The organism is Rhizobium sp. NXC14 (assembly GCF_002117485.1).
In the GTDB taxonomy this organism is placed as follows: Bacteria; Pseudomonadota; Alphaproteobacteria; order Rhizobiales; family Rhizobiaceae; genus Rhizobium.
The window spans coordinates 80,887-105,720 of record NZ_CP021030.1 but is presented as its reverse complement, the minus strand read 5'-3'; the positions used below and the strand labels follow the sequence as shown (position 1 = coordinate 105,720).

Sequence of the window (24,834 nt, the reverse complement as noted above, 5' to 3'; positions counted from 1 at the left end):
CAGATCGATGACCGCGACACACCTTACCGACCGGAAGAATGCCGCGATTTCGCGCGGTGTCGGCATGACCACCCAGATCTATGCGGACCACGCAGAGAATGCCGAAATCTGGGACAAGGAGGGCCGCCGCTATATCGATTTCGCCGCCGGCATCGCCGTGCTCAACACCGGTCACCGCCATCCCAGGGTTATCGCAGCCGTCAAGGAGCAACTCGACCACTTTACCCACACCTGCCATCAGGTCGTGCCCTACGAGAACTACGTCAGCCTTGCCGAACGGTTGAACGCGCTGTTGCCCGGCAATTTCCAGAAGAAGACGATCTTCGTCACCACTGGCGCCGAGGCGGTCGAGAATGCCGTCAAGATCGCACGCGCGGCAACCGGCCGCTCGGCCGTCATCGCCTTCAGCGGCGGTTTCCATGGCCGCACCTTCATGGGCATGGCGCTGACCGGCAAGGTCGTGCCCTACAAGGTCGGCTTCGGCGCGATGCCCGGCGACGTGTTCCATGTTCCTTTCCCGGTCGAACTTCACGGCGTCTCCGTCGACCAATCGCTTGCAGCGCTGAAGAAACTCTTCGCCGCCGATGTCGATCCGCAGCGCGTCGCCGCCATTATCCTCGAGCCGGTGCAGGGCGAAGGCGGCTTCTATCCGGCGCCCGTAGCCTTCATGAAAGCACTGCGCGAACTCTGCGACCAGCACGGCATCCTCTTGATCGCTGACGAGGTGCAGACCGGTTTTGCCCGCACCGGCAGAATGTTCGCGATGGATCATCACGAGGTGGCCGCCGACCTGACGACGATGGCGAAAAGCCTTGCCGGCGGCTTCCCACTTGCTGCCGTCACCGGCCGCGCCGAAGTCATGGACGCGCCGGGACCGGGCGGGCTCGGCGGCACATACGGCGGCAACCCGCTCGGCATCGCAGCTGCCCATGCCGTCCTCGACGTCATCGTGGACGAAGACCTCTGCAGTCGCGCCAACCAGCTCGGCGGACGGCTGAAGCAGCGGCTTGAATCCTTGCGCGAGAAGGTGCCGGAGATTGCCGATATTCGCGGACCCGGCTTCATGAACGCCGTCGAATTCAATGACCGGACGACGGGATTGCCGAGTGCTGACTTCGCCAACAAGGTGCGGCTGACAGCGCTCGACAAGGGGCTGATCCTGCTCACCTGCGGCGTCCATGGCAACGTCATCCGCTTCCTCGCGCCGATCACCATTCAGGACGAGGTCTTCGGCGAGGCGCTCGACATTCTCGAGACGTCAATGCTGGAAGCAAGCACGGGCAAGTGACCGCATCGGAACCGCATTCAATTCCCAATGAGGATATGACATGGCTTTCACCACCGCACTGACAAAGCACGTTCCTTTCTCTTCTCCCTTGCTTCGCGACGCCGGCTACATCAACGGCGTCTGGACATCAGGCAATGCTGCTGGAACTTTCGACGTGCTCAACCCGGCAACCGGCGAGCTGCTCGCCTCCCTGCCCGATATGGGTGCCGCGGAGACGCGAACGGCGATCGATGCGGCCTATGCCGCCCAGCCGGCCTGGGCTGCCCGCCCGGCAAAGGAGCGCAGCGTCGTCCTGCGCAAATGGTTCGACCTGATGGTCGCCAATGCCGACGAACTCGCGGCGATCCTGACGGCCGAAATGGGCAAGCCGTTCGCAGAAGCACGCGGCGAGATCCTTTATGCCGCCGCCTATATCGAATGGTATGCGGAAGAGGCCAAGCGCATTTACGGCGAGACGATCCCGGCGCCTTCCAACGATAAACGCATGATCGTCATCAAGCAGCCGGTCGGCGTCGTCGGCACGATCACGCCGTGGAATTTCCCGGCGGCGATGATTGCCCGCAAGATCGCGCCGGCGCTTGCCGTCGGCTGCACTGTCGTGTCGAAGCCGGCCGAGCAGACGCCGCTGACGGCGATTGCCCTTGCCATGCTCGCCGAACAGGCCGGCATTCCCGCCGGCGTCTTCAATCTCATTGTCGGGCTCGATGGCCCGGCGATCGGCCGCGAGCTCTGCGGCAATGAAAAAGTGCGCAAGATCAGCTTCACCGGCTCGACCGAGGTCGGCCGTATCCTGATGCGGCAATGCGCCGACCAGATCAAGAAGGTGAGCCTGGAGCTCGGCGGCAATGCGCCGTTCATCGTCTTTGACGATGCTGATCTCGACGCTGCCGTCGAGGGCGCGATCGCTTCGAAATATCGTAATGCCGGCCAGACCTGCGTCTGCGCCAACCGCCTCTATATCCAGTCCAGCGTCTATGACGCCTTTGCCGCGAAACTTGCCGCGAAGGTCGCCAAGATGTCGGTCGGCGACGGGTTCAAGCCCGGTGTCGAGATCGGGCCACTGATCGACGAGCAGGGTCTTGCCAAGGTGGAGGACCATGTCGGCGACGCGCTTGCCAAGGGCGCCAAGGTTCTGACCGGCGGCAAGCGCCTCGACGGCGCCGGCACCTTCTTTACGCCGACGGTGCTGACCGGCGTGACCCGCGACATGACGGTGGCGCGCGAGGAAACGTTCGGGCCGGTGGCGCCGCTCTTCCGCTTCGAGACGGTCGAGGACGTCATCGCTCAGGCCAACGACACGGAATTCGGGCTGGCCGCCTATTTCTATGCCGGAGACCTCAAGAAGGTCTGGCGGGTGGCGGAAGCGCTGGAATATGGCATGATCGGCATCAATACTGGCCTGATGTCGTCAGAGACGGCGCCCTTCGGCGGCATCAAACAATCGGGCCTCGGCCGCGAGGGCTCGCGCCACGGCGCCCACGATTATCTGGAGATGAAATATCTCTGCATTGGCGGCGTTTGATCGGTCGTATCACGGGTACGCGGCTTCCGCCGCGTGCCGCTAGTAATGCGGCGGGCGGGTGATCGCGGGCGCGTCCAGCGTCTGCTCCTCCAGCGACAGGAAACGTTCGGTCAACCGATCGAGCTTGGTGCGCATCTGCTCCACGATCTTCCATTGTTCGGCGAGTTGATCGGAAAGCTCTTCGATCGTCTTTGCCTGATAGGCCAGCATTTCCTCCAGCCGGGTGATGCGGTTGGTCTCGTCGGACATTGATCCTCCTTTGCCGGCACCGGCAGAACAGATGATTTTCCAAAGCGGAAATAGGCCACCGCGTCAATGCTTTCGAGGGCGGGCGCGACCATGCGCAAAACCGAACCGTTTGGTTACTAAAAGACCTTGCCGTGCCTGATGTTGTGGGGTAGGCCCTTATCCATCAGGGAGGAATACTGATGGATGCAGGCAACGGCTTTCTTCATCCGGACCGGCTCTTTCCGGCCGACCCGGCGACACGGACCATTGCGCGCGATCTTTACGACACGGTGCGCAATCTTCCGATCGTCAGCCCGCACGGGCACACCGAACCGTCCTGGTTCGCCGACGACAAGCCGTTTGAAGACGCGGCCTCGCTGCTGGTCATTCCCGATCACTATCTCTTTCGCATGCTGCACAGCGTCGGCGTCACCTTGGACGAGCTCGGTGTTCCCAGGCTCGACGGCAAGCCGGTGGCTGAGGGGCGGGCGATCTGGCGGACCTTTGCCAAGCATTACCACCTCTTCCGCGGAACGCCCTCGAGCCTCTGGGTCGACCATGCGATGTCGGCCGTGCTCGGCTGCACCGAGCCGCTGACGGCGGATAATGCCGATGCGCTCTATGATCACATCAATGCCCAGCTCGCCCGTCCCGAATTCCGCCCGCGGGCGCTGCATCAGCGATTCGGCATCGAAACGATCGCCACCACCGAAGGCGCGCTCGACCCGCTTGTCCATCACCAGAAAATGGCGGCGGAGGGCTGGATCGGCAAGGTCCGGACCACCTACCGGCCGGACAGCGTCACCGATCCCGATGCCGTCGGCTTCCGCGACAATCTCGTCAAATTCGGAGAGATCACCGGCGCCGATGTCACGCGCTGGGACGGCCTGATCGAGGCGCATCGGCACCGGCGTGCCTTTTTCCGCCAGTTCGGCGCGACCGCGACCGATCACGGCGTACCCACGGCCTTCACGGCTGATCTGCCGCTTGCAGAAAAGCAGGCGCTGCTCGACAGGGCATTGAAGGGCGCGCTTTCGGCTGTTGATGCCGAGCTCTTCCGCGGCCAGATGATGACCGAGATGGCCGGGCTTTCGGCCGAAGATGGCATGGTGATGCAGATTCACGCCGGCTCACGACGCAACACCGACAGCGGGCTGTTTGCGACGCGCGGCCCCAATATGGGCGCCGATATCCCGACCCGCACGGACTGGGTCGGCGGCCTGAATGCGCTGCTTTCCAAGTATGGCCACGCGCCGGGCCTGCGTATCCTCCTTTTCACCCTCGACGAGACGACCTATGCCCGGGAGCTCGCGCCGATGGCCGGCCACTGGCCCTGCCTGATGATTGGCCCGCCCTGGTGGTTCCATGACAGCCCGCTCGGCATCCGCCGCTATCTCGACCAGGTGGTAGAGACAGCAGGTTTTGCCAATATGGCCGGGTTCAACGACGATACGCGCGCGCTGCTGTCGATCCCTGCCCGCCATGACGTCTGGCGCCGCGAGGTCTGCCGCTTCCTCGCCGGGCTCGTCGCCGAGCACCGGATTTCCGGGAAGGACGCCGAGTTCGTGGCGCGCGAACTCTCCTATGACAATGCGAAGAAGGCCTACAAGCTGTGAGCGACAGACTGCAGAACGTGACCGGCCTTGCGCCGACGGCGAAGCTTCCCGCCTATAACAGGAATGCACTGAAGGCCGGCATCCTGCATCTCGGCCCCGGCGCCTTCTTCCGCGCCCATTTCGCACCCTTCACGGATGCGGCGCTCGCAGCCGCAGGCGGCGACTGGGGTATCGAGGTGGCGAGCCTGCGCACGCCCGATGTCGCGGACAATCTCTCCGCCCAGAACGGCCTCTATACGATGCTGATCCGCGATACGTCGGGCACGACGGCCGAGGTGATCGGTTCGATCCTGAAGGCGCATGTGGCGCCGCGCGATCCGGCCGGGCTGCTGGCGCGGCTCGAGGATCCTGCCATCCGCATCGTCAGCATGACGGTGACGGAAAAGGCCTATGGTTTCGATCCCGCAACGGGCGGCCTAGACCTCAAACACCCCGATATTGTCGCCGATCTTGCCAATCGGCATGCGCCGCGCGGCGTCATCGGCTATCTCGTCGAAGGGCTGGCGCGCCGCAGACAGAAGGGCGTAGCCCCCTTCACCCCGCTCAGCTGCGACAACCTGCCGAGCAACGGCGCGGTACTGAAACGCCTCGTGCTGGAATTCACCTCGCGCATCGATGCCGATCTCCATCGCTGGATCGAGACTAATGTCCCCTTCCCCTCGACGATGGTCGACCGCATCACGCCGGCAAGCACCGAGGCGACCTATGCCGATGCCGAGCGGCTGACGGGCCGCACCGACTTGGCGGCGATCGAGACCGAGCCCTTCACCCAATGGGTCATCGAAGATCATTTCGCCAATGGTCGGCCGGCCTGGGAAAAGGTACGCGGCGCGCTGATGGTCGAGGAAGTCTCGGCCTACGAAAAAATGAAGCTCAGGATGCTGAACGGCGCCCATTCGCTGCTTGCCTATCTCGGTTATATCGGCGGCTATGAATTCATCCGCGACGTGATGGACGACACTGGCCTTGCCGCCCTTGCCTACCGTCACATGCACGCGGCTGCGCGCACCCTCGACGCCGTCCCCGGCATCGATCTCAATGATTATGCCAACGAATTGATAGCACGCTTTGCAAACAAGGCGATCGCACACCGCACCTACCAGATCGCCATGGACGGCACTCAGAAACTGCCGCAGCGGCTGCTGGAGCCGGCATGTGAGGTGCTGGCGAAGGGCGACCGGGCGGAGACCTACGCGGTCGCAGTCGCGGCCTGGATGCGCTATGCGATCGGCGAACACGGCAATGGCGAACGTTATGAGCTGCGCGATCCCCGTGCCGGCGAAATCGCCGCGCTCATTGCCGATGTGCCCCGCACCGGTCCGGCGATTTCGGCGGCGCTCTTCACCCTCCCCGGCCTTTTCCCGGCGGCTTTGACGGGCCATCGGGCGTGGACGCAGGATGTGTCGGATAAGCTGGAGATTCTGATCCAGGATGATCGGCTGCCGCTGTTTTAAGGCTTGGAGCCTTTCGGGAAAGAGAGGGTGTGCCGTGTGACACCCCCCTCTGCCCTGCGGGCATCTCCCCCACAAGGAGGGAGATCGGCCGGGCGCGATGGCTTCCCCAACCACTTCAGGCCCAAACAACTCAAGCATTGTGGTTGTCGGTGCCCGTTTGAGAGGAGCGATGGTCAAGCCTCTTGCCGATCTCCACCCTTGTGGGGGAGATGGCCGGCAGGCCAGAGGGGGGTGCCACACGATACACCTCTCCTTGAGTCAGCTCAGCCCTTCACCCGCGCCATATCGGGATCGTAAAGCGGCGAAAGCGACACCTTGCAGGGAATGCGCTCCCTGGCGACATCGAGCTCATAGGTGCCGGAGAGGACGAAATCCTCGGTAACCCCCTCGGGATTGCGGACGTAGCCGTAGCCGATCGCCTTCCCAAGCGTGTAACCGAAGCCGCCGCTCGAGAGCCAGCCGACACGCTTGCCGTCGCGATAAATGGTTTCGCGGCCGAGCAGCACTGTATTGGGATCGTCGGGAACGAAGCAGCCAAGGCGCTTTTTCACGCCGTCCTTCAGCTGCCGCTCGATCGCCCCGCGACCGCGGAAGGGGATGTTCTTGCGGATCTTCACCGCCCAGCCGAGGCCGGCTTCGACAGGCGTGTGATCGGGCCCGATATCGGATCCCCAGGCGCGATACCCCTTTTCCAGCCGGCAGCTCTCGATGGCGCGATAGCCGGCATTGACAAGGCCGAATTCGCCGCCTGATGCCATCAGCACGTCATAGACCGTGGTGGCATATTCGACTGGGACATGCAGCTCGTAGCCGAGTTCGCCGACATAGGTAATGCGCAGCGCGCGCACCGGACAGCCCGATATGCCGATGGTCCTGACCTGGCCGAAGGGGAAGGCCGCATTGGAGACATCGCCGCCGGTCACGTTTTCGAGCACCGCTCGCGCATTCGGCCCCATCAGCGACAGAACGGAATAGGCTGACGTGACGTCGACAAGTTCGGCATGCATCTCGTCCGGAATATTGCGTGCGATCCAATCGAAGTCGTGGGTGGCAAAACCCGTGCCGGTGACGATGTAATATTCGTTCTCGGCGATACGGGCGACGGTCAGATCGCATTCGATGCCACCCCTGTCGTTCAGCATCTGGGTGTAGACGAGCGATCCCACAGGTTTTGCGACATCGTTGGAAGCGATCCAGGAGAGTGCTGCCTCGGCATCCCTGCCCTTCAGCACGAATTTGGCAAAGGAGGTCTGGTCGAAGATGACCGCCGCTTCGCGCACCGCCTTATGCTCGCGGCCGACGGCCTCGAACCAGTTCTGACGGCCATAGCTGTACATATCCCGTGGCTCTTCATTGGCGAAGAGATCGGCAAACCAGTTCGGCCGCTCCCAGCCGAGCTTCTCGCCGAAACAGGCGCCCTGTGCCTTCAGCCGGTCATAGAGCGGCGATTTGCGACAGGGGCGGCCGCTCGAATGCTCCTCGAACGGCCAGGCCATGGTGTAGTGTTTGCCATAGGCTTCGAGCGTGCGGGTGCGCACCCAGTCGGTATCGAAATGCGGGCGTCCAAAACGGCGGATGTCAACCGGCCAGAGATCATAGGGCGGTTCGCCCTTCGTCACCCATTCGGCCAGTGCCATGCCGGCGCCGCCGGCAGACGCGATGCCGAAGGCGTTGAAGCCGGCGCCGACGTAGAAGTTCTTCAGTTCCGGCGCCTCGCCGAGAATGAAGTTGCCGTCGGGCGTGAAGCTTTCCGGGCCGTTCAAGAGCTGCTTGACGCCGACATTCTCCAGCGCCGGAACACGGCCGAGCGCCTGCTCCATGATCTGCTCGAAATGCTCAAAATTGCTGTCCAGCAGCGTGTAGTGGAAACCCTCGGGGATCCCATCTTTCGCCCAGGCAATCGGGTTCGGCTCATAGCCGCCCATAACGATACCACCGACCTCCTCCTTGTAATAGGTCAGGCGATCGGGATCACGCAGCGTCGGCAGGTTAGAAGGCACACCGAAGGATTCGGTGATGATATATTGGTGCTCAACGGAGACCAGCGGCACGCTGACGCCGAAGCGGGCGGCGAAGGCGCGTGTCCATTGACCGGCACAGACGACGACCCGCTCGCATTCGATGCGCCCCTCAGCGGTGATAACTGCACGGATCTTTCCCTTGTCGATGTCGAGATCGAGAACCTCGGTATCCTCGAAAATCGAGACGCCTGATATACGGGCGCCTTTGGCCAACGCCTGGGTGATGTCGGAGGGGTTGGCCTGACCGTCGGTTGGTAGAAAGGCGGCGCCGACGAGATCGTCAATCGTCATCAGCGGCCAGAGATCGAAGGCTTCTTGCGGCGTCAGCAACTGCATGTCGAGGCCGAAGGACTGCGCCGTGGTCGCCTGGCGCCTAACCTCCGTCCAGCGCTCCTCATTGCAGGCAAGCCGCAGGCCGCCATTCATCTTCCAGCCGGTGCCGAGGCCGGTTTCCGCCTCCAGCCGCTTGTAGAGATCGACGGAGTAACCGAGCAACTGGGTGATGTTGGCGCTCGTGCGCAGCTGGCCGACGAGACCGGCAGCATGAAAGGTGGTGCCGGAGGTGAGCTTCTTGCGTTCGAGCAGGACGGTATCGGTCCAGCCGAGCTTGCCGAGATGATAAGCTGTCGAGCAGCCGATGATGCCGCCGCCGATGACCACGGCCTTTGCCGTCTTCGGTAATTGTCTCATCATTTATTGATCCCGTTCAAAGGCTTGGTAGGCGCGCTCGAAACGAGCGAGATTCTCGGCCGTATAGGCGGCATAGTCGAAATCGATCGTGGAATGGATTTCCGAAATCATGCTCCAGAACGTCTCGCGCAGGAGCGAGGCGCATTTCATCGCGGCGTATCGTCTGATCAGCTCATCGGCTGGCGGCCGGTCGAAATAGATTTCCAGCATCAGCCGCTCGGCCGATTCCGGCAGTTCGTTGTTGGAGGCCAATCCACCAAGATCGAAAAGCGGCGTGTTGAAGCCGGCATAGTCCCAGTCGATCAGCCAAAGCCGCTTGCCGTCATCGAGAAAATTGGCTGCCAGCAGATCATTGTGGCCGAAGGCGATATCGAAAGGCCCTGCCGCTTCTTCCAGTGTCTCGGCGTTGGTGACGAGTTTCGCAAGCAAGGGAAGGTAGGCGCTGCCTGCCGCTTTCAGGTTGGCGGCATAATCGCGGATGACGTGGAAGACCCAGAAGATCATCGCCGGGCCGCGGAAATGCCGGGCGATATCGTGGTGACAGGCACGCACCAGCGGGACCACCCGGGCAAGCATGCCAGGCGCCCTGATATCCTCCGGCAAGAGCGCCCTCGCCTCGATATATTCGAGCACCAGCACGCCAGGCGAATGGTGAATGACGGCAGGCGACAGGCCGGCGGCATGTGCGGCGCGGCTGGCGGCAAGCTCGTTCTGGCGGCTGATGTGATGGATCGGAATGTCGGTGCCCAATCTCACCACGCAACGCGCGACGGCATCGCTGACCAGATAGTTCCTGTTGGTGATGCCGCCTGCTATCGGCGATATTTCGATCGAGCCCTGCCAGATGCCAAGCGCATGAATCCTATCCTCAGGCGTCATGCTCACCCCTCCTTGCGGACCCTCCCGAAATGATGGGACAGAGCAGGATCGGCTGTCAAGCAGCGGCGGCAGCGCCACGCATCCTTCCGGACTCGCGTGAGCGCTCCCGAGAGTCAGATCGTTTTACCGGCGGCGTCGAATACGTGGCAGCGGGCGGGATCGAAGAAGGTCTTCACATTGGCGCCCCGCTCGACCTTCTGCTGGCCGTCAAGGGCGATCGTCAAGAGCTGCCCATCCGGCGTCGTGGTGTAGAGCATGGTGGCGCCGCCAAGATTTTCGACGAGATCGACATTGACGGTCGAGAGCGTGATGGCGCCCTCTGCAAGCGAAAGATGTTCGGGGCGAATGCCGAAGGTGACCTCCTGGCCGGCCTCGCCTTTCAGCCGGCGCGGCAGGCGGACGGAGTTGCCGCAGACGTGAATGCTGGTTTCGGCCTCGCCGACCTTTTCGATGCGGGCCTTGAGGAAATTCATCTTCGGGCTGCCGATGAATCCTGCGACGAAGCGGTTGGCCGGGTTGTTGTAGAGATCGAGCGGCGCGCCGACCTGCTCGATGCGGCCTGAATTCAACACGACGATCTTGTCTGCCATGGTCATGGCTTCGACCTGGTCATGCGTGACGTAGATCATGGTGTTGCCGAGCTGCCGGTGCAGGCGGGAGATCTCGACACGCATCTGCACGCGCAGTTCGGCATCGAGGTTGGACAGCGGTTCGTCGAACAGGAAGATGCGTGGCTCGCGCACGATGGCGCGGCCGATCGCCACGCGCTGGCGCTGGCCGCCGGAGAGCGCTTTCGGCTTCCGCTCAAGGAGCTTCTCGATCTGCAGGATCTCGGCGGCGCGCTTTACTTTCGGCTGGATCTCGGCCTTCTTGTAACCCGCCGTCTCCAGGCCGAAGGCGAGGTTCTTGTAAACCGACATATGCGGATAGAGCGCGTAGGACTGGAAGACCATGGCGATGCCGCGCTTGGCGGGCGCCACCTCGTTCATGCGTTCGCTGTCGAGCAGCAGCGCGCCGCCCGAGATCTCCTCGAGGCCGGCGATCATCCGCAGAAGGGTGGATTTGCCGCAGCCCGAGGGGCCGACGAAAACGACGAATTCGCCGGGATCGATCGTCAGGTCGATGCCATGGATCACATCCATTGCGCCGTAGCGCTTCTCGACCTTCTGAAGAACGACACTGGTTGCCATCTTCTCAAAACCCCTCTCTTTTACAGGTTACTTCGTTCTTGCGCGCCAATCGGCGTATTTCGGACTGTCGGGACCGACCGGCAGCGGCACTTCGGCGCCGCTGTCGGAAGACTGGTAGATGGCGGTGACGAGTTCGAGCGCACGGCGCGCATCCTTCGTAGTCACCGGCAGGGGTCCAGTGCCGCTGAGGAAGGCGTGGAACTGACCCATCTGGGTGGTGAAGCGCGGCGCAACGGGCTGCCAGTCGCCGACCACGCGATCGATCTTTTCCTGAACGTCATCATTGGCGGCGATGATCTTCCAGGGATCCTTGCCCGGCGTATAGGGTTCGTGCGTGCTTTCGAAGGTGACATTCTCGAAATGCAGTCTCAGCCGGCTGATCTGTTCCTGCGAGCCGAGCGTGCAGGACAGCGAGACGAAGGCGCCGTTTTCCATCAGCAGGCTGGCGGAGGCACAATCCTCGACCTCGATATCATTGACGCGGGTGGCGACGCGGCCGAAGACCCTTGCCGCCGGACCCATCAAATGCATCAGCATGTCGTGCAGGTGCAGGGCATGGGTGACGAGTACGCCGCCGAGTTCGGTCGCCCATTTGCCGCGCCAGGGCACGGAGTAATATTCGGGCTTGCGCAGCCAGAAGGTTTCAACGGAAGCCGTATAGGGCTTGCCGGCAATGCCGGCATCGATGATCCGTTTGGCCTTCTGGATGCCGTCGCCGTAGCGGTACTGGAAGATCGGCATCAGCACGCCTTTGGCGGTCTTTTCCGCTTCCATGATGGTATCGACGCCGGCTAGCGAGCCCGTCAGCGGCTTTTCGCAGACAACATGCTTGCCGGCACCGAGAGCGGCGACCACCTGCTCCAGATGAATGCCGGGAGGGGTGCAGATATCGATGATGTCGATCGTTTCGTCGGCCAGCAGCGTCTCGAAAGAGGTGGTGCGGCGTTCGATGCCGAACTCGTCGCCGACGGCGGCCATGCGTTCTTCGTTCAGATCGCAGATCGCCGCCACCTTGAACTTATCGGAATGCGGCAGATAGCCTTCGACGATATGCGAACGGCCAATGCCGCAGCCGACGATCGCGACGGTCTTGATGCTCATGTCACTCTTTTCCATCGCCACCATCAGCGTTTCATGCCGGTCGTGGCGATGCCTTCGATCAGCAGGCGCTGGAAGAACAGGAAGAAGAAGAACACCGGCACCAGCGTCAGGGTCGACATGGCGAAGAGACCGCCCCAATCCGAAGCGCTGGTGGAATCCACGAAGGTGCGCAGACCGAGCTGGATCGTGTAGGTGTTCATGTCGTTCAGATAGATCAGAGGTCCGAAGAAATCGTCCCAGGTCCAGATGAAGGAGAAGATGGCGGCCGTTGCCAACACCGGCAGCGACAGCGGCAGCATGATCTTCCAATAGATCCGCCAGGCGCTGCAGCCGTCCATCATCGCTGCCTCGTCGAGTTCGCGCGGGATGCCGCGGAAGAACTGCACCATCAGGAAGATGAAGAAGGCGTCGCTTGCCAGAAACTTCGGCACGACGAGCGGTAGGATGGTGTTGACCCAGCCAAGGTTGAGGAACAGCACATATTGCGGAATCAGCGTGACGTGATAGGGGATCATCAGCGTGCCGAGCATGATCGCGAACCAGAAGTTCCGGCCGGCAAAACGTAATCTGGCAAAGGCGAAGGCCGTCAGCGAGCAGGCGATGACATTGCCTGTCACGACCAGCAGCGAGATGACGAGCGAATTCCAGAAGAATCGGCCGAAGCTGACATCGAGGCCGACCCACCCGCGCGCATAGGACGAAAAATCGATCGACGACGGAATGAGCGAAGTCGACGAGAAGATCTCGGTTTCCGGCCTGACCGAAGCCGAAACCATCCACAGCAACGGATAAACCATGAGCAGCGAAGCGGCGATCAGCAGGGCGTGGACAATGAGCGACCCGGGCAGGCTGCGTTTGGTGATATCGGATGGCGGCCTGGCCGCAGTCACGGAAGCGGTCATCTCAGTCATCGTAGTGCACCCAATAACGCGAGCTCAGGAAGGAGAAGGCGGTGAAGATCGCGATGATAACTACCAGGATCCAGGCAAGGGCCGAGGCATAGCCCATGCGGAAATTGCCGAAGGCCTCCTGGTAGAGGTAGAGCGTGTAGAACAGTGTCGAGTTGATCGGGCCGCCGGTGCCGCCCGATATGATGAAGGCGGGCGTGAAGGCCTTGAAGGCTTCGATCGTCTGCACGACAGCGTTGAAGAAGATCACCGGCGTCAGAAGCGGCAGCGTGATCTTGTAGAACTGCCGGAATTTCGAAGCGCCGTCGAGGCTGGCCGCCTCATACATGTCTTGCGGGATCTGGCGCAGGCCGGCGAGAAAGATGATCATCGGCGAACCGAACTGCCAGACGGACAACGCGACCAGCGTATAGATCGAATAGTTCGGATGCGAGATCCAGCTCGGCCCTTCGATGCCAATCTGGGCGAGGGCGGCGTTGACGAGGCCGTCACTGGCGAAAAGCTGGCGCCAGAGCACGGCGATCGCGACGCTGCCGCCGAGCAGCGACGGCAGATAGAAGATGGCACGGTAGATAGGCAGACCGCGCAGGCCGCGGTTCAGAGCCATGGCGACCAGCAAGGCAAAGGTGAGCTTGAACGGCACCGAAAAGACGACATAGGTCAGAGTGACGTGCATGGCGGCGGAAAATTTCGGATCCGCCGTGGCGATGCGCACGTAATTCGCCATTCCCACCCACCGCGGCGACTGCAGCATGTCGAAATCGGTGAAGGAGAGGTAGAGCGAAATCAGGGCCGGCCCGAGCGTCAGCCCGAAAAAGCCGATGAGCCACGGAAGGAGGAAGAGATAGCCGGGAGCATTGGCATTCCAAAGACGCCTGAAGCGTCCTTCGGCCACGGCCCCCTGATATCTTTCCACTGTTATGGCCCCTGCGGGCGTGCGCATCGCATTGCTCATACGGGATCAGCCTCGTGCGAGAATCTGCGTAATTTCAGTGACAAGCTGCTTGCCGCCGTCGGAGGGAGAGAGCTGTCCGAAACCGACCTGTTCGGCAATGTTGCGCAGCATCAACTCGCCTTCGCCGGCGCCGGCGGGGGGCGGCGGCGGCAATTTGCCAGCGAGATCGCCAAGGCCGCTGACATAGGCCAAGGCCACCTTGCCGTTGTCATCGAGCTTCGCCGCAACGACCTCGCGCATGGCGGCCGATTCCGGAATGCCGCGCTCGACATCCAGTAGCAGCACAGCCTCGGGGTTCTTGACGAAGAAGTTGATGTAATCAACCGCCTGATCGATCGACTTCGACTGCGCCGAGACCGAGAAGAACATCGAAGGCTTGCGATAATGGCCGCCCTTCGAATCCGGCTTGATGCGCATGTAGTTGGTGAGCGCCAGCTTGTCCTTGTTCATGGCCTGATAGGCGACGAACTGGTTGGAATGGGCAAAACCGGCGGCAGCCTTGCCGAGCGACACCGTGTTGGTTTCGATATCGTTCTTGTCGAGAGCCTGGATATCGGCAGGTACGCAGGCGCCGGCCGCACGGAACTTGGCCCACATGTCGTACCATTCCGATGCGTCGTCCACGTCGAAGGCGATCTTGCCGTCGGCGGTATAGAGCGCCTTGCCGCGCTGGCGCAGCCAGTTTTCGAACAGCGGTTCACCGCCGCTGCCGTCGGCGAGGCCGAACATGCCCTTGCGTTTGCCCGCCTTCGTAATTTCCGCACCCATGCGGGCGAATTCATCCCAGGTGGTCGCCTGCGTCGGCAGATCGACGCCGGCCTCTTTGAAGGCCGTTGTGTTCAGCACCGTTGCAGCCGAATTGGCGCCCAGGCTGACTCCATAGAGATGGCCGTCGACACTGCCCCCTTCGATCTGCGCCTTGTCGAAATCGTCGAGATTGAGCTTGGCCGGCATGTAGGATTCGAGCGGCGCGAGCGCGCCGCGCCGGGCGTATTGAACGATGTAGCGATAGTCCATCTGAATGACGTCGGGCGCATTGCGGCCGGCAACCTGGGTCGCCAGACGCGGCCAGTAATCGCCCCAGCCAAGGAATTCGCCGGTAATCGAGGTGCCCGGATTCTTCGATTGATAGAGTTGCGACACCTTGTTGGTGCGGTCGGCGCGAGGCTGCGAGCCCCACCATAGGAGACGCAAGCGCGTTTCCTGTGCCAAGGCGCTGGTTCCGAGCGCCGAGAGCGACAGAAGCGCTGCGCTTCCTGCAACGAAATTACGTCTGCTAACACGTAGAGTCATTTTTTCCTCCTCCAAACGGAAGCGCCTCCACACGCTTCCAATTTAGTTTTGCTTGCGCAAATAACTAATTGGTTACAAGCTACGAGCAAAGCGGCAAGCCTGTCAAGCGGTGTCGGTCAGAGCATGATGCCGAAAGCGCTAGAGGTCACGGCGACATCATGCTTTCAGCATTCCGCTCCAGCGGGCCGCCCTTCCAAATTCGGTTTTTACAATTTCGAACCGAAGGCTTATGAGCACAACACGTGAAGACAGGGGTGGAGCGATGAACGACAGCGGGGGAAACAGGGACAAGAAACAGACGCGGCGACCGTCCACGGAGCGGACGGCGCAACGCGATCCGGAGCGGACGCGCGCCGCGATCCTTGAAGCGGCAACCCGGGAATTTGCCGAAAACGGCATGGGCGGAGCCCGTGTCGACGCCATCGCCGAACGCGCCGGCACCAACAAACGCATGCTCTACCATTATTTCGGCGACAAGGAGCAGCTCTACCTCAAGGTGCTCGAAGAGGCCTATGTCGGCATCCGCACGGCCGAGCGCGCGCTGCATATCGGCGACCGCAGCCCCGAAGAAGGCATCGGCGAACTCGCGCTCTTCACCTGGCGTTATTTCCTCCAGCACCCGGAATTCCTGAGCCTGCTCGGCACCGAAAACCTGCACCGCGCCCGGTGGCTGCGCCAATCCGTCCGGCTCAAGGAGCTGCATTCGCATCTGATCGGCGAGCTTTCCCAAGTGCTCGAGAAGGGAAAGAAACAAGGCGTCTTCATCGAGACGGCCGATCCCCTGCACGTCTATCTGACGATTGCCTCGCTGGGTTATTTCTACCTTTCCAACCAGTACACGCTTTCGACGATCTTCGGCCGCGACCTAGTCGAGCCGGCCAATCTCAGTGCCTGGGAGAGGCATATCGTCCATGTCACCCTTGCCTCGATCCGGCGCTGATACCGAAAGCAGGATTTGACTATTGACAGGCTCGCCGCTCTTCTGCCATCAAGTAACCGTTTAGTTACCGGCTTGGGAGGGCCGGGCCAGGACGCCCGCTCCCACCGCAAAAGATTGCAGGGAGGAAAACATGGCACGCTTGGGGATCATCTTGCACGGCGTCACCGGCCGCATGGGTTACAACCAGCACTTGGTGCGCTCAATCCTGGCCTTCCGCGACCAGGGCGGCATCACGCTGAAATCGGGCGAGAAACTCGAGATCGACCCGATCATCGTCGGCCGCAACAGCGCCAAGATGGAAGAGCTGGCGAAGAAGCATAACATCAAACGCTGGTCGACCGATCTCGATGCTGCGCTCGCCAATTCCGACGACACGATCTTCTTCGATGCCGGCACGACGCTGATGCGCGCCGAGCTTCTGTCCAAGGCTCTGGACGCCGGCAAGCACGTCTATTGCGAAAAGCCGATTTCCGACGATCTGCAGGTGGCCATCGATCTCGCCCGCAAGGCACGGCGCTCCGGTCTCAAGCACGGCGTCGTGCAGGACAAGCTTTTCCTGCCGGGCCTGCGCAAGCTGGCGCTGCTGAAGGATTCCGGCTTTTTCGGCAAGATCCTTTCGGTGCGCGGCGAATTCGGCTACTGGGTTTTCGAAGGCGATTGGGGCGTACCCGCCCAGCGCCCCTCCTGGAACTACCGCAAGGGCGACGGCGGCGGCATCATCCTCGACATGCTCTGCCACTGGCGCTACGTGCTCGACAACCTGTTCGGCGAAGTAAAGGCTGTCTCCTGCCTCGGCGCCACCCATATTCCCCGGCGCATCGACGAGCAGGGCAGGCCCTATGATTGCGACACGGACGATGCCGCCTATGCGACCTTCGAACTGGAGGGCGGAGCGATCGCGCAGATCAACTCTTCCTGGGCGGTGCGCGTGCGCCGCGACGATCTCGTCACCTTCCAGGTCGACGGCACCCATGGTTCTGCCGTCGCCGGCCTGACGAAATGCTGGAGCCAGCATCGCGTCAACACGCCGAAGCCGGTGTGGAACCCCGATCAGCCGCAGACAATCGACTTCTACAGGACCTGGGACGAGGTTCCCGATACGCAGTCCTTCGACAACGGCTTCAAGGCGCAGTGGGAAATGTTCATCCGCCATGTCGTCGAAGATGCGCCGTGGCCCTATGGGCTGGAAGCCGGCGCCAAGGGTGTGCAGCTCGCCGAGCTCGGTCTGAAATCCTGGGCCGAGCGCCGCTGGCTCGACGTTCCCGTACTGGAGTTCTGAGCCGTGACGACGATCAATCTCCCCCTCGACGGCAAGATCGTTCCCTACACACTGACCGGCACGCCGATCGAACTGAAGAAGCGGGACGCCAAAAGCTTCCCGCGCATCGCATTTGCCGCCGCCCATGTGGTCGCCGATCCGCTTGCCGACAACGATCCCTGGCTGACGCCGGCGATCGACTGGGAGCGGACGCTGGCCTTCCGCCACCGACTCTGGGATCTCGGTCTCGGCGTTGCCGAAGCGATGGATACGGCGCAGCGCGGCATGGGTCTCGGCTGGCCTGAGGCGCGCGACCTCATCCGCCGGGCGCTTGCCGAAGCGGCTGGCCGTAAGGACGCATTGATCGCCTGCGGCGCCGGCACCGATCATCTGTCGCCTAGTCCCGACGTGACCGTCGACACGATCATCAAGGCCTATGAAGAGCAGATCGAAACGGTGGAGGCGGCCGGCGGACGCATCATCCTGATGGCAAGCCGGGCGCTTGCCGTCGCGGCAAAGGGACCGGACGATTACGTCAGGGTCTATGACCGCATCCTTCGCCAGGTCAAGGAACCCGTCATCATCCATTGGCTGGGAGAAATGTTCGACCCGGCGCTCGAGGGATACTGGGGCAACGGCGATCACCTGAAGGCAATGGAAACGTGTCTGCAGGTGATCGAAGCCAATGCCGCCAAGGTCGACGGCATCAAGATCTCGCTGCTTTCCAAGGAGAAGGAAGTGACCATGCGCCGGCAATTGCCGAAAGCGGTGCGCATGTATACCGGCGACGACTTCAATTATGCCGAACTGATCGCCGGCGACGAAGAGGGCCATTCGGACGCGCTGCTCGGCGTCTTCGACGCGATTGCGCCGGCGGCTTCGGCCGCTCTCGACGCGCTCGGCCGCAAGAGCAACCACGAGTTCTTCGATCTGCTGGAGCCGACCGTGCCGCTATCGCGCCACATCTTCAAGGCGCCGACCCGCTTCTACAAGACCGGTGTCGTCTTCCTCGCCTATCTCAACGGGTTGCAGGATCATTTCACGATGGTTGGCGGCCAGCAGAGCACGCGTTCGCTGACGCATTTGGCTGAACTTTTCCGCCTGGCCGACAAGGCCCGTGTTCTTGCCGATCCGGAACTCGCGACTGATCGCATGAAACAGGTGCTTGCCGTCCACGGCGTTCACTGAGTGCCGGTGCGGCAATGGGAGAGAAATGACATGCAGGTCGAAGGACTTTCGATCAATCTGGCGACGATCCGCGAGCAATGCGGCTTTGCCGAAGCCGTCGATATCTGCCTGAAGCACGGCATCACATCGATTGCACCCTGGCGCGACCAGGTCGCCAAGGCGGGTCTCGACGAAGCAGTGCGGATCGTCAAGTCGAACGGCATCAAACTGACCGGCCTTTGCCGCGGCGGCTTCTTTCCGGCGGCAACCGAGGCCGACTGGCAGAAGAACCTCGATAACAACAGACGGGCCATCGACGAGGCGGCGGCCTTTTCCGCCGATTGCCTCGTGCTCGTCGTCGGCGGCCTGCCGGGTGCTTCGAAAGATATCGTCACGGCTCGTCAAATGGTATTCGACGGCATTGCCGCCGTGCTGCCGCATGCGCAGGCTGTCGGCGTGAAACTTGCGATCGAGCCGCTGCACCCGATGTATGCCGCCGACCGGGCCTGCGTGAACACGCTCGGCCAGGCGCTCGACATGTGCGAGCCGCTCGGCGAGGATGTCGGCGTTGCGATCGACGTCTACCATGTCTGGTGGGATCCCGATCTTGCCAACCAGATTGCCCGCGCCGGACGCATGAAACGCATCTTCGCCCATCACATCTGCGACTGGTTGGCGCCGACGAAGGACATGCTACTCGACCGCGGCATGATGGGCGATGGCGTCATCGACCTGAAGGGCATAAGACGGATGATCGAAGCCGCCGGTTTCTTCGGCGAGCAGGAAGTGGAGATCTTTTCGGCCGAAGACTGGTGGAAGCGTCCGGCCGACGAGGTGATCGCCACTTGCGTCGAGCGCTTCCGGAGCTGCTGCCAGATCTGATTCTTGAGCATTTCCGTTTTTCTTCGAAACACGAAAATGCTCTATCTCTTCGTTTTTACGCAATTCCGGACGCAAAAACCGCTGCACACTTTTGCTGGAATTGCTCTGAAATCCCATTGTTTCATCACGTATGAAAGAGGAGTCATTCGATGGAGAAACGCCGTTTTGCCCTGATCGGCACCGGTAACCGCGGCACCACCATGTGGGGCAAGGACCTGCTTGCCGGCTGGCGCGAGCATGTCGATCTCACAGCCATCGTCGAAAAGAACGCGCTTCGCGGCGAGCGCGCCCGCACCATGATCGGCAGCAATGCGCCGCTCTATGACAACATCGATTCCATGCTTGCCGAGCAGAGGCCGGATCTCGCCATCGTCTGCACGCCCGACCATACACATGACGATATCATCGTGCGGGCGCTGGAATCCGGCATCGACGTCATCACCGAGAAGCCGATGACCACCTCGATCGAGAAAATCCGCCGGATTCTCGACGCCGAGAAGCGCACCGGCCGACGAGTCGACGTCTCCTTCAACTATCGCTATGCGCCGACAGCTGCGAAGATCAAGGAGCTTCTGAATGCCGGCGAGATCGGCCGGGTGACCTCGGTCGATTTTCACTGGTATCTCAACACCAAGCACGGCGCCGACTACTTCCGCCGCTGGCATGCCTATACGGAAAATTCCGGCAGCCTGTTCGTTCACAAGGCCACCCATCATTTCGATCTGCTGAACTGGTATCTCGACAGCGATCCCGAGGCAGTCACCTCTTTCGCCGATCTGCAGAACTACGGTCGCAAGGGTCCTTTTCGCGGGCCACGCTGCAAGCTCTGTCCGCATGCGCAGGAATGCGACTACTATCTCGATCTCGAAAAGGATCCGTTCCTCGATCAGCTCTACGAGGATCCTTCGAAGATCGACGGCTATTTCCGGGACGGCTGCGTCTTCCGCGAGGATATTGACATCCCCGACACGATGGTCGTGTCCATCCGCTACCGCAACAACGTCCATGTCTCCTATTCGCTGAATACCTTCCAGCCGATCGAGGGCCATCACCTCGCCTTCAACGGTACCAAGGGACGCATCGAGCTTCGCCAGCATGAGGCTCAGCCTTGGGAAGTGCCGAAGGAAGACACGATCCTTCTCATTCGCAATTTCCCGAATGGGAAGGAGGCGGTGGAGCGCATCGTCGTGCCGCATTTCACAGGCGGCCATTACGGCGGCGACGACCGGATGCGCAACATGATCTTCAAGCCTGACATAGAAGATCGGCTCAGCCAGCGCGCCGGCACACGGGCGGGCGCCATGTCCGTGCTCTGCGGCATTGCCGCGCTGACGAGCTCGCGCACCGGCAAGGTGGTCGATATCGCCGAACTGATGCCCGAGCTCGCCAATGACGGTTCGCCTAATTCGTTGAGAACACCGCGCTGACCGCATGGCCAGCGTGATGGCGCGCGTCAGGCGATGTTTTCGAGATCGTGCCGGCGGATCTGGTAGAGCAACGGCCGGCCTGTTGTAAAACGCTCGACCTCGTCCGCCGCCATCGCGCCGAGACGCGCCCGTTCCAGGCCGATGGCGCCGGCAATATGCGGTGTCAGGAAAACATTCGGAAGATCGTAGAAGATCGAACCCGCCTCCGGAATTTCCGGATCGGTGACGTCGATGACCGCGTCGATGCGGCCGGTTTTCAGCTCCGACAGCAGGGCGGCCTCATCGATGAGAATGCCGCGCGCGGTGTTGATGAGCGTTGCCCCATCCTTCATCAGCGACAGTCTTCGCGCATCGATCATATGCCGCGTCGACGGCAGTGATGGCGCGTGCAGGGAAACGATATCCGCGCGCCGCATCAACTCGTCGAGATCGACCTTTTCCGCTCCCAGTCCGGCTGCTTCGGCCGCTCCGAGCATTGGATCGAACAGCAGCACCCTGTAGTCGAAGGGTCTCAGGAGTTCGATCACCCGCCGGCCGATCCGCGAGGCGCCTATAATGCCGAGGGTGCGGCCATAATTGCCGATTGCCTCCCGCTGCATCGGATAGGTCCGATCACGGTTACGGTCGCCGACGTAAAGGTCGCGGAAACGGAAGGCGCGTTTGCCGGCAAAGAGGATCGCGGCGAGCGTGAATTCGGCAACGGGCACCGCATTGGCCTCGGCCGCGTGGCTCACCGCTATACCGGCTTCGAAGATGGCCTCGTCGATGATGCCCTTCACCGTGCCCGCCGCATGGACGACGAGACGAAGCCGCGGCGCAGCGGCGAGAATTTCAGAGCCGATATAGGGCGCTCCCCAGCCGGTGATCAGGATCTCCGCTTCTGGAAGCAGGCGTCTTGCCCGCGCGTCGTCCAGCCGCTGCAGCGGCTCGAGATCGAGCAGACGGCCGAGCGTGTCGAGCCGGTGCAGGATCTCGTCGGGCAGGACATGTTCCGTGCGCGACGGTTCCATGGCAAGGACGATGGCCGGGCGGCTCATGGCATCTGACCCGGTGCTTCGATGGCGCTGACGGTTACGCCCTTTTCCCGCACCAGCGCCTCCAGCGCCGTAATATCAGGCGCTTTCGGCGGCCGCGCCCAGGCCGAGGAAACGGCAGCGGGATCTTCGAGCGCCAGCACCGCCGTGACCAGGATGGTCTCACCTGCCGGGATCTGACCGCGCAGTTGCGGCACGATGGTCTTGGCGACGATTACATTGGTATTGGGCTGGGCCTTCTGCGCGAGTCCGGCGCGTTTGATCGACGATCCCAAGTCGAGAATGCCGGTGAAATCGGCTTCGCCGATCGCATAGGCAGCGCCATCCGAAGCAGACAGCGTGTCCAGCTCGAAATCCCGGCGGGCGATGGCGAAGCCGCCTTCGGCGACCCTCAGCGGCCGGGCCGCCCTGATCCGGTGGAGGCGGATATGCCAGGGGGCCGCGGGCGCGAGCCAGCTCTCGACGCTGACATCGGGGGAAGGTGACCATTTCGCATAAAGCACGTCGCCCGCGAGTTTTGCCTCTTCATTCGTCTCTCGCACGCGGTAGTGCAGGCCGTCTTCGCTGAAAGCCAGCATCGAATCGAAGGCGGCGAGGGCAAAGCCGCGCTCATCGGATTCGACGCTGAAGCCATAGCGGGTGGAATAGGCGAATTTCGCGTATTTTTCCGTGCCGAAACGCATCTGCAGGTTTTCCTGGCCGGAAGACAATGCGACGACATCGCTGCCCGCCCGCATGATCACCATGCCGGGATGGCGCTGGGGAACGACTGCCGACGTCTGCTCCGGTGCCTTTTCTTCAGCGGTCCAGAAGGGGTGGTCCTCCGAGATCGCAAGCGGCAGAAAAGCCTTCAAGGCCCAATAGGGCGAGCCGGCGGAATTATAGCTCTCCGACATCAAGAGGTTTGGATAGCCGAAACCGATCGACAGCACGCCGTCGCGGTCGGCAATCGGCTTGTCCCTCCACCAGCGCAGATGCTGCAGGCAGAGATGCTTGACCTCACCCCAGGGCAAAGCCTCGACATCGGCAAAGGCGAGCGCTGACCAGAAGCCGGCGCAGGCAAAACGATAAGTCAGGCTGCGGCCGAACGGAATCGTCGCCCCGTCGGCGGCAAACCAGTGGCGGAAATCCCGGGCGAAAAGGACGGCGCGCTCGCGGTAGCGCTTGGCGTAATCGTCATCGACGAGCTTCGAATAGATCAGGCCATAAAAATGCATGGCGAAGGGGATGTAATGGTCGATGCGGCGCACGTTGCCGTCGCGATACCAGCCGTCGCCGATATAGAAGCCTTCGAGTTCCTGCAGATATTGCCGCGTCAGGCTGCGGTCGAATTCGGCGCCGAGACGATCGAGGGCGATATCGACGAAGATACGGAAAAATTTCCAGTTGTTACCAGCATAGTCAAACTGCCTGGCATGTTTGAGATAGGCGACGACATTGCTGCGGGCGCGCGAATCGAGCGGCTCCCAGATCTCTTCCGGCACCAGCGCCAGGGCAAAGCCGAGGGCAGCAAGCTCGACCATCCGCTGATCCCGGCCATTGACTGTTCCCCAATATTCGGGATGCGCAGGGTCGGTGCCGTTTGCTATACCTTCGGCAAAACGATGCCAATGGGCGAAGTCGCCGCCGCCGGCGCCAAAAGGCGCCAAGCCCCAGAGCGGCCGGGCAAAGCCCTCGAGATCGGCGGCTGCCCGGTCGAAATGGGCGGCGGCGCCACTGAGCCTGACGCGGGCATTGCCCTTGGAAAAACAGGGAAGCAGCGGATCGAAGAGAGCAAGTAGCGCGCGGCTCATATCGGCGCGGGTTTCAAGCGGATTGCCGGCAAGCGGATTGGCGCTGGCGGGATCGTAAGTCATCGACACCTCTTACTGGTTCTCGGCATTGGCAACGGTCCCCCCCGGAACGGGAATGACCGCCTGGCAGATCTGGCGCGCAGCCGCTGTCCTGTTGCGGAATCGGGACAGCATCAGGGATACGGCTTCCCGCCCGAGAGCGGCACGATCGACGCGCATGGTGGAAAGCCGCGGATTGGTCATCAATGCGCAGGGCAGATCATCAAAGCCGATGATCGCGAAATCCTCCGGCACCCGCAGGCCGGCCTCAGTGACAGCTTCGAGAACGCCAACGGCAATGAAATCATTCATGCAGAAGGCCGCTGTGAAGCCGGCATTCTCGGCAAGGACCGCCGCCGTGCTTTCATGAGCCTCGCGGCTTGCGCTGCCCTGGAGCGCGAGCGAAACGAATCGCCCTTCGGCGCCGGGGACGGCGGCGACCGCCGCCTCGAAGCCGCGAATGCGTTCCCGAATCGTATGGCGGTGAGAACCGCTCAGATGCAGGATGCGGCGGTGGCCAGCGCTTGTCAGCCGACTGGTGGCTTCGAAGGCACCAAAGAAGTTAGCCGGAGAAACACCGTCGAACTGCATCCTGGGATCAGTGCCGTTGACAAGCACGGTCGGTGTTGTGCTGGCCTGCAGCCAGTCGCGCAAGGCTTCGTTGGGATCGATGCCGACGAGAAAGAGGCCCTCGGCCTCCGCAGCCCGCATATAATCACGTACGGCATCCGGCGTGATACGATCCTCGCGGGCTAGGCGAATTTCAAATGGCATTCCCGCCTCGGCGGCTCCAGTGCGCAAGCCGTCGACAATCGATTCGTAGAAGACGCTGAGCCCGCCCGTGATGCCGTCGCTGGCGATCAGCGCCAGCCCGCCGGCAACGGCCTCGGCGGTAGGCCTAACGGGATAACCGTGGTCAGCCGCAACCTTCAAGATATGACGGCGGACGCTTTCGCTGATGCCCGGCTCATTGGCAAGCACGCGCGACACCGTGGAGACGGAGACGCCGGCCAGAGTGGCTATGTCGGCCTGGCGCGGCCGCTTGGTTTTATGCTCGTTCATACAGCAAACATTATGCAAACAATGCAAATTTGCAAGATATTGATTAATTCTTGCAATAGAAATATTTTTGCGTACTCTATCCGGCGA

At 61.9% G+C, this 24,834-nt stretch carries 20 protein-coding genes; 9 read left to right on the top strand and 11 right to left on the bottom strand.

Annotated features, from left to right (window positions below; translation table 11 throughout):
* Nucleotides 1-7: 7 nt before the first annotated feature.
* Both NXC14_RS00485 and NXC14_RS00480 read left to right on the top strand, forming a co-directional pair.
* Nucleotides 8-1,288, top strand: a complete 1,281-nt coding sequence (locus NXC14_RS00485; RefSeq protein ID WP_085776494.1) for a 4-aminobutyrate--2-oxoglutarate transaminase — start codon at nt 8-10, stop codon at nt 1,286-1,288.
* A gap of 40 nt (nt 1,289-1,328) precedes the next feature.
* Nucleotides 1,329-2,810, top strand: a complete 1,482-nt coding sequence (locus NXC14_RS00480) for an NAD-dependent succinate-semialdehyde dehydrogenase (protein WP_085776493.1) — start codon at nt 1,329-1,331, stop codon at nt 2,808-2,810.
* A 39-nt stretch (nt 2,811-2,849) separates the two neighbouring features.
* On the opposite strand, the gene NXC14_RS00475 is transcribed toward NXC14_RS00480, so the two are convergent.
* Nucleotides 2,850-3,059 (bottom strand): SlyX family protein, encoded by a 210-nt coding sequence (locus tag NXC14_RS00475; protein WP_085776492.1) that lies wholly within the window; start codon nt 3,057-3,059, stop codon nt 2,850-2,852.
* Between the two features lie 179 nt (nt 3,060-3,238).
* Here NXC14_RS00475 and uxaC point away from each other — a divergent pair, with 179 nt between their 5' ends.
* Both uxaC and NXC14_RS00465 read left to right on the top strand, forming a co-directional pair.
* Entirely contained in the window at nt 3,239-4,654 is a 1,416-nt protein-coding gene (gene uxaC / locus NXC14_RS00470) for a glucuronate isomerase (RefSeq protein WP_085776491.1), read from the top strand.
* Nucleotides 4,651-6,108, top strand: coding sequence for a mannitol dehydrogenase family protein (locus tag NXC14_RS00465; RefSeq protein WP_085776490.1), 1,458 nt, complete (start codon nt 4,651-4,653; stop codon nt 6,106-6,108). Before uxaC ends, NXC14_RS00465 begins: the two co-directional genes overlap by 4 nt.
* Before the next feature lie 263 nt (nt 6,109-6,371).
* Here the strand turns inward: NXC14_RS00465 and NXC14_RS00460 are convergent, their stop codons facing one another.
* The 7 genes from NXC14_RS00460 to NXC14_RS00430 form a co-directional block, all read right to left on the bottom strand.
* Nucleotides 6,372-8,822, bottom strand: a complete 2,451-nt coding sequence (locus NXC14_RS00460) for an FAD-dependent oxidoreductase (RefSeq protein ID WP_085776489.1) — start codon at nt 8,820-8,822, stop codon at nt 6,372-6,374.
* Nucleotides 8,823-9,698: a phosphotransferase gene (locus NXC14_RS00455; protein WP_085776488.1), complete on the bottom strand. Its 876-nt coding sequence runs from the start codon at nt 9,696-9,698 to the stop codon at nt 8,823-8,825.
* A 113-nt stretch (nt 9,699-9,811) separates the two neighbouring features.
* Nucleotides 9,812-10,888 (bottom strand): sn-glycerol-3-phosphate ABC transporter ATP-binding protein UgpC, encoded by a 1,077-nt coding sequence (gene ugpC / locus NXC14_RS00450; protein WP_085776487.1) that lies wholly within the window; start codon nt 10,886-10,888, stop codon nt 9,812-9,814.
* 27 nt (nt 10,889-10,915) lie between these two features.
* Nucleotides 10,916-11,989 carry a Gfo/Idh/MocA family oxidoreductase gene (locus NXC14_RS00445; protein ID WP_085779913.1) on the bottom strand — a complete coding sequence of 358 codons (1,074 nt, stop codon included), beginning with the start codon at nt 11,987-11,989 and terminating at the stop codon, nt 10,916-10,918.
* A gap of 23 nt (nt 11,990-12,012) precedes the next feature.
* On the bottom strand, nt 12,013-12,900 hold the full coding sequence (locus NXC14_RS00440; RefSeq protein WP_088396864.1) for a carbohydrate ABC transporter permease: 888 nt from the start codon (nt 12,898-12,900) through the stop codon (nt 12,013-12,015).
* The gene (locus NXC14_RS00435) at nt 12,893-13,852 is read right to left on the bottom strand and encodes a sugar ABC transporter permease (RefSeq protein ID WP_085776486.1); all 960 of its coding nucleotides are present in this window, start codon (nt 13,850-13,852) and stop codon (nt 12,893-12,895) included. The genes NXC14_RS00440 and NXC14_RS00435 overlap by 8 nt, the downstream gene beginning before the upstream one ends.
* A gap of 6 nt (nt 13,853-13,858) precedes the next feature.
* On the bottom strand, nt 13,859-15,145 hold the full coding sequence (locus tag NXC14_RS00430) for an extracellular solute-binding protein (protein WP_085776485.1): 1,287 nt from the start codon (nt 15,143-15,145) through the stop codon (nt 13,859-13,861).
* Nucleotides 15,146-15,407: 262 nt separating this feature from the next.
* On the opposite strand from NXC14_RS00430, the gene NXC14_RS00425 reads away from it, so the two are divergent.
* The 5 genes from NXC14_RS00425 (at nt 15,408) to NXC14_RS00405 (ending at nt 20,819) form a co-directional block, all read left to right on the top strand.
* Complete coding sequence (locus tag NXC14_RS00425; protein ID WP_085776484.1) at nt 15,408-16,085, top strand: TetR/AcrR family transcriptional regulator; 678 nt, start codon at nt 15,408-15,410, stop codon at nt 16,083-16,085.
* A gap of 130 nt (nt 16,086-16,215) precedes the next feature.
* Nucleotides 16,216-17,364: a Gfo/Idh/MocA family oxidoreductase gene (locus NXC14_RS00420; RefSeq protein ID WP_085776483.1), complete on the top strand. Its 1,149-nt coding sequence runs from the start codon at nt 16,216-16,218 to the stop codon at nt 17,362-17,364.
* A 3-nt stretch (nt 17,365-17,367) separates the two neighbouring features.
* The gene (locus NXC14_RS00415; RefSeq protein WP_085776482.1) at nt 17,368-18,531 is read left to right on the top strand and encodes a dihydrodipicolinate synthase family protein; all 1,164 of its coding nucleotides are present in this window, start codon (nt 17,368-17,370) and stop codon (nt 18,529-18,531) included.
* Between the two features lie 30 nt (nt 18,532-18,561).
* A complete protein-coding gene (locus NXC14_RS00410) occupies nt 18,562-19,392 on the top strand; it encodes a sugar phosphate isomerase/epimerase family protein (RefSeq protein ID WP_085776481.1) in 831 nt (276 codons plus the stop codon).
* A 149-nt stretch (nt 19,393-19,541) separates the two neighbouring features.
* The gene (locus NXC14_RS00405; protein WP_085776480.1) at nt 19,542-20,819 is read left to right on the top strand and encodes a Gfo/Idh/MocA family oxidoreductase; all 1,278 of its coding nucleotides are present in this window, start codon (nt 19,542-19,544) and stop codon (nt 20,817-20,819) included.
* A gap of 26 nt (nt 20,820-20,845) precedes the next feature.
* Here NXC14_RS00405 and NXC14_RS00400 read toward each other — a convergent pair whose 3' ends face one another.
* The 3 genes from NXC14_RS00400 to NXC14_RS00390 are packed head-to-tail and all read right to left on the bottom strand — an operon-like array spanning nt 20,846 to nt 24,747.
* Nucleotides 20,846-21,856, bottom strand: a complete 1,011-nt coding sequence (locus tag NXC14_RS00400; RefSeq protein WP_085776479.1) for a hydroxyacid dehydrogenase — start codon at nt 21,854-21,856, stop codon at nt 20,846-20,848.
* A complete protein-coding gene (locus NXC14_RS00395) occupies nt 21,853-23,709 on the bottom strand; it encodes a DUF2264 domain-containing protein (RefSeq protein ID WP_085776478.1) in 1,857 nt (618 codons plus the stop codon). Before NXC14_RS00395 ends, NXC14_RS00400 begins: the two co-directional genes overlap by 4 nt.
* Before the next feature lie 9 nt (nt 23,710-23,718).
* Nucleotides 23,719-24,747, bottom strand: coding sequence for a LacI family DNA-binding transcriptional regulator (locus NXC14_RS00390; RefSeq protein WP_085776477.1), 1,029 nt, complete (start codon nt 24,745-24,747; stop codon nt 23,719-23,721).
* Between the last annotated feature and the right edge of the window lie 87 nt (nt 24,748-24,834).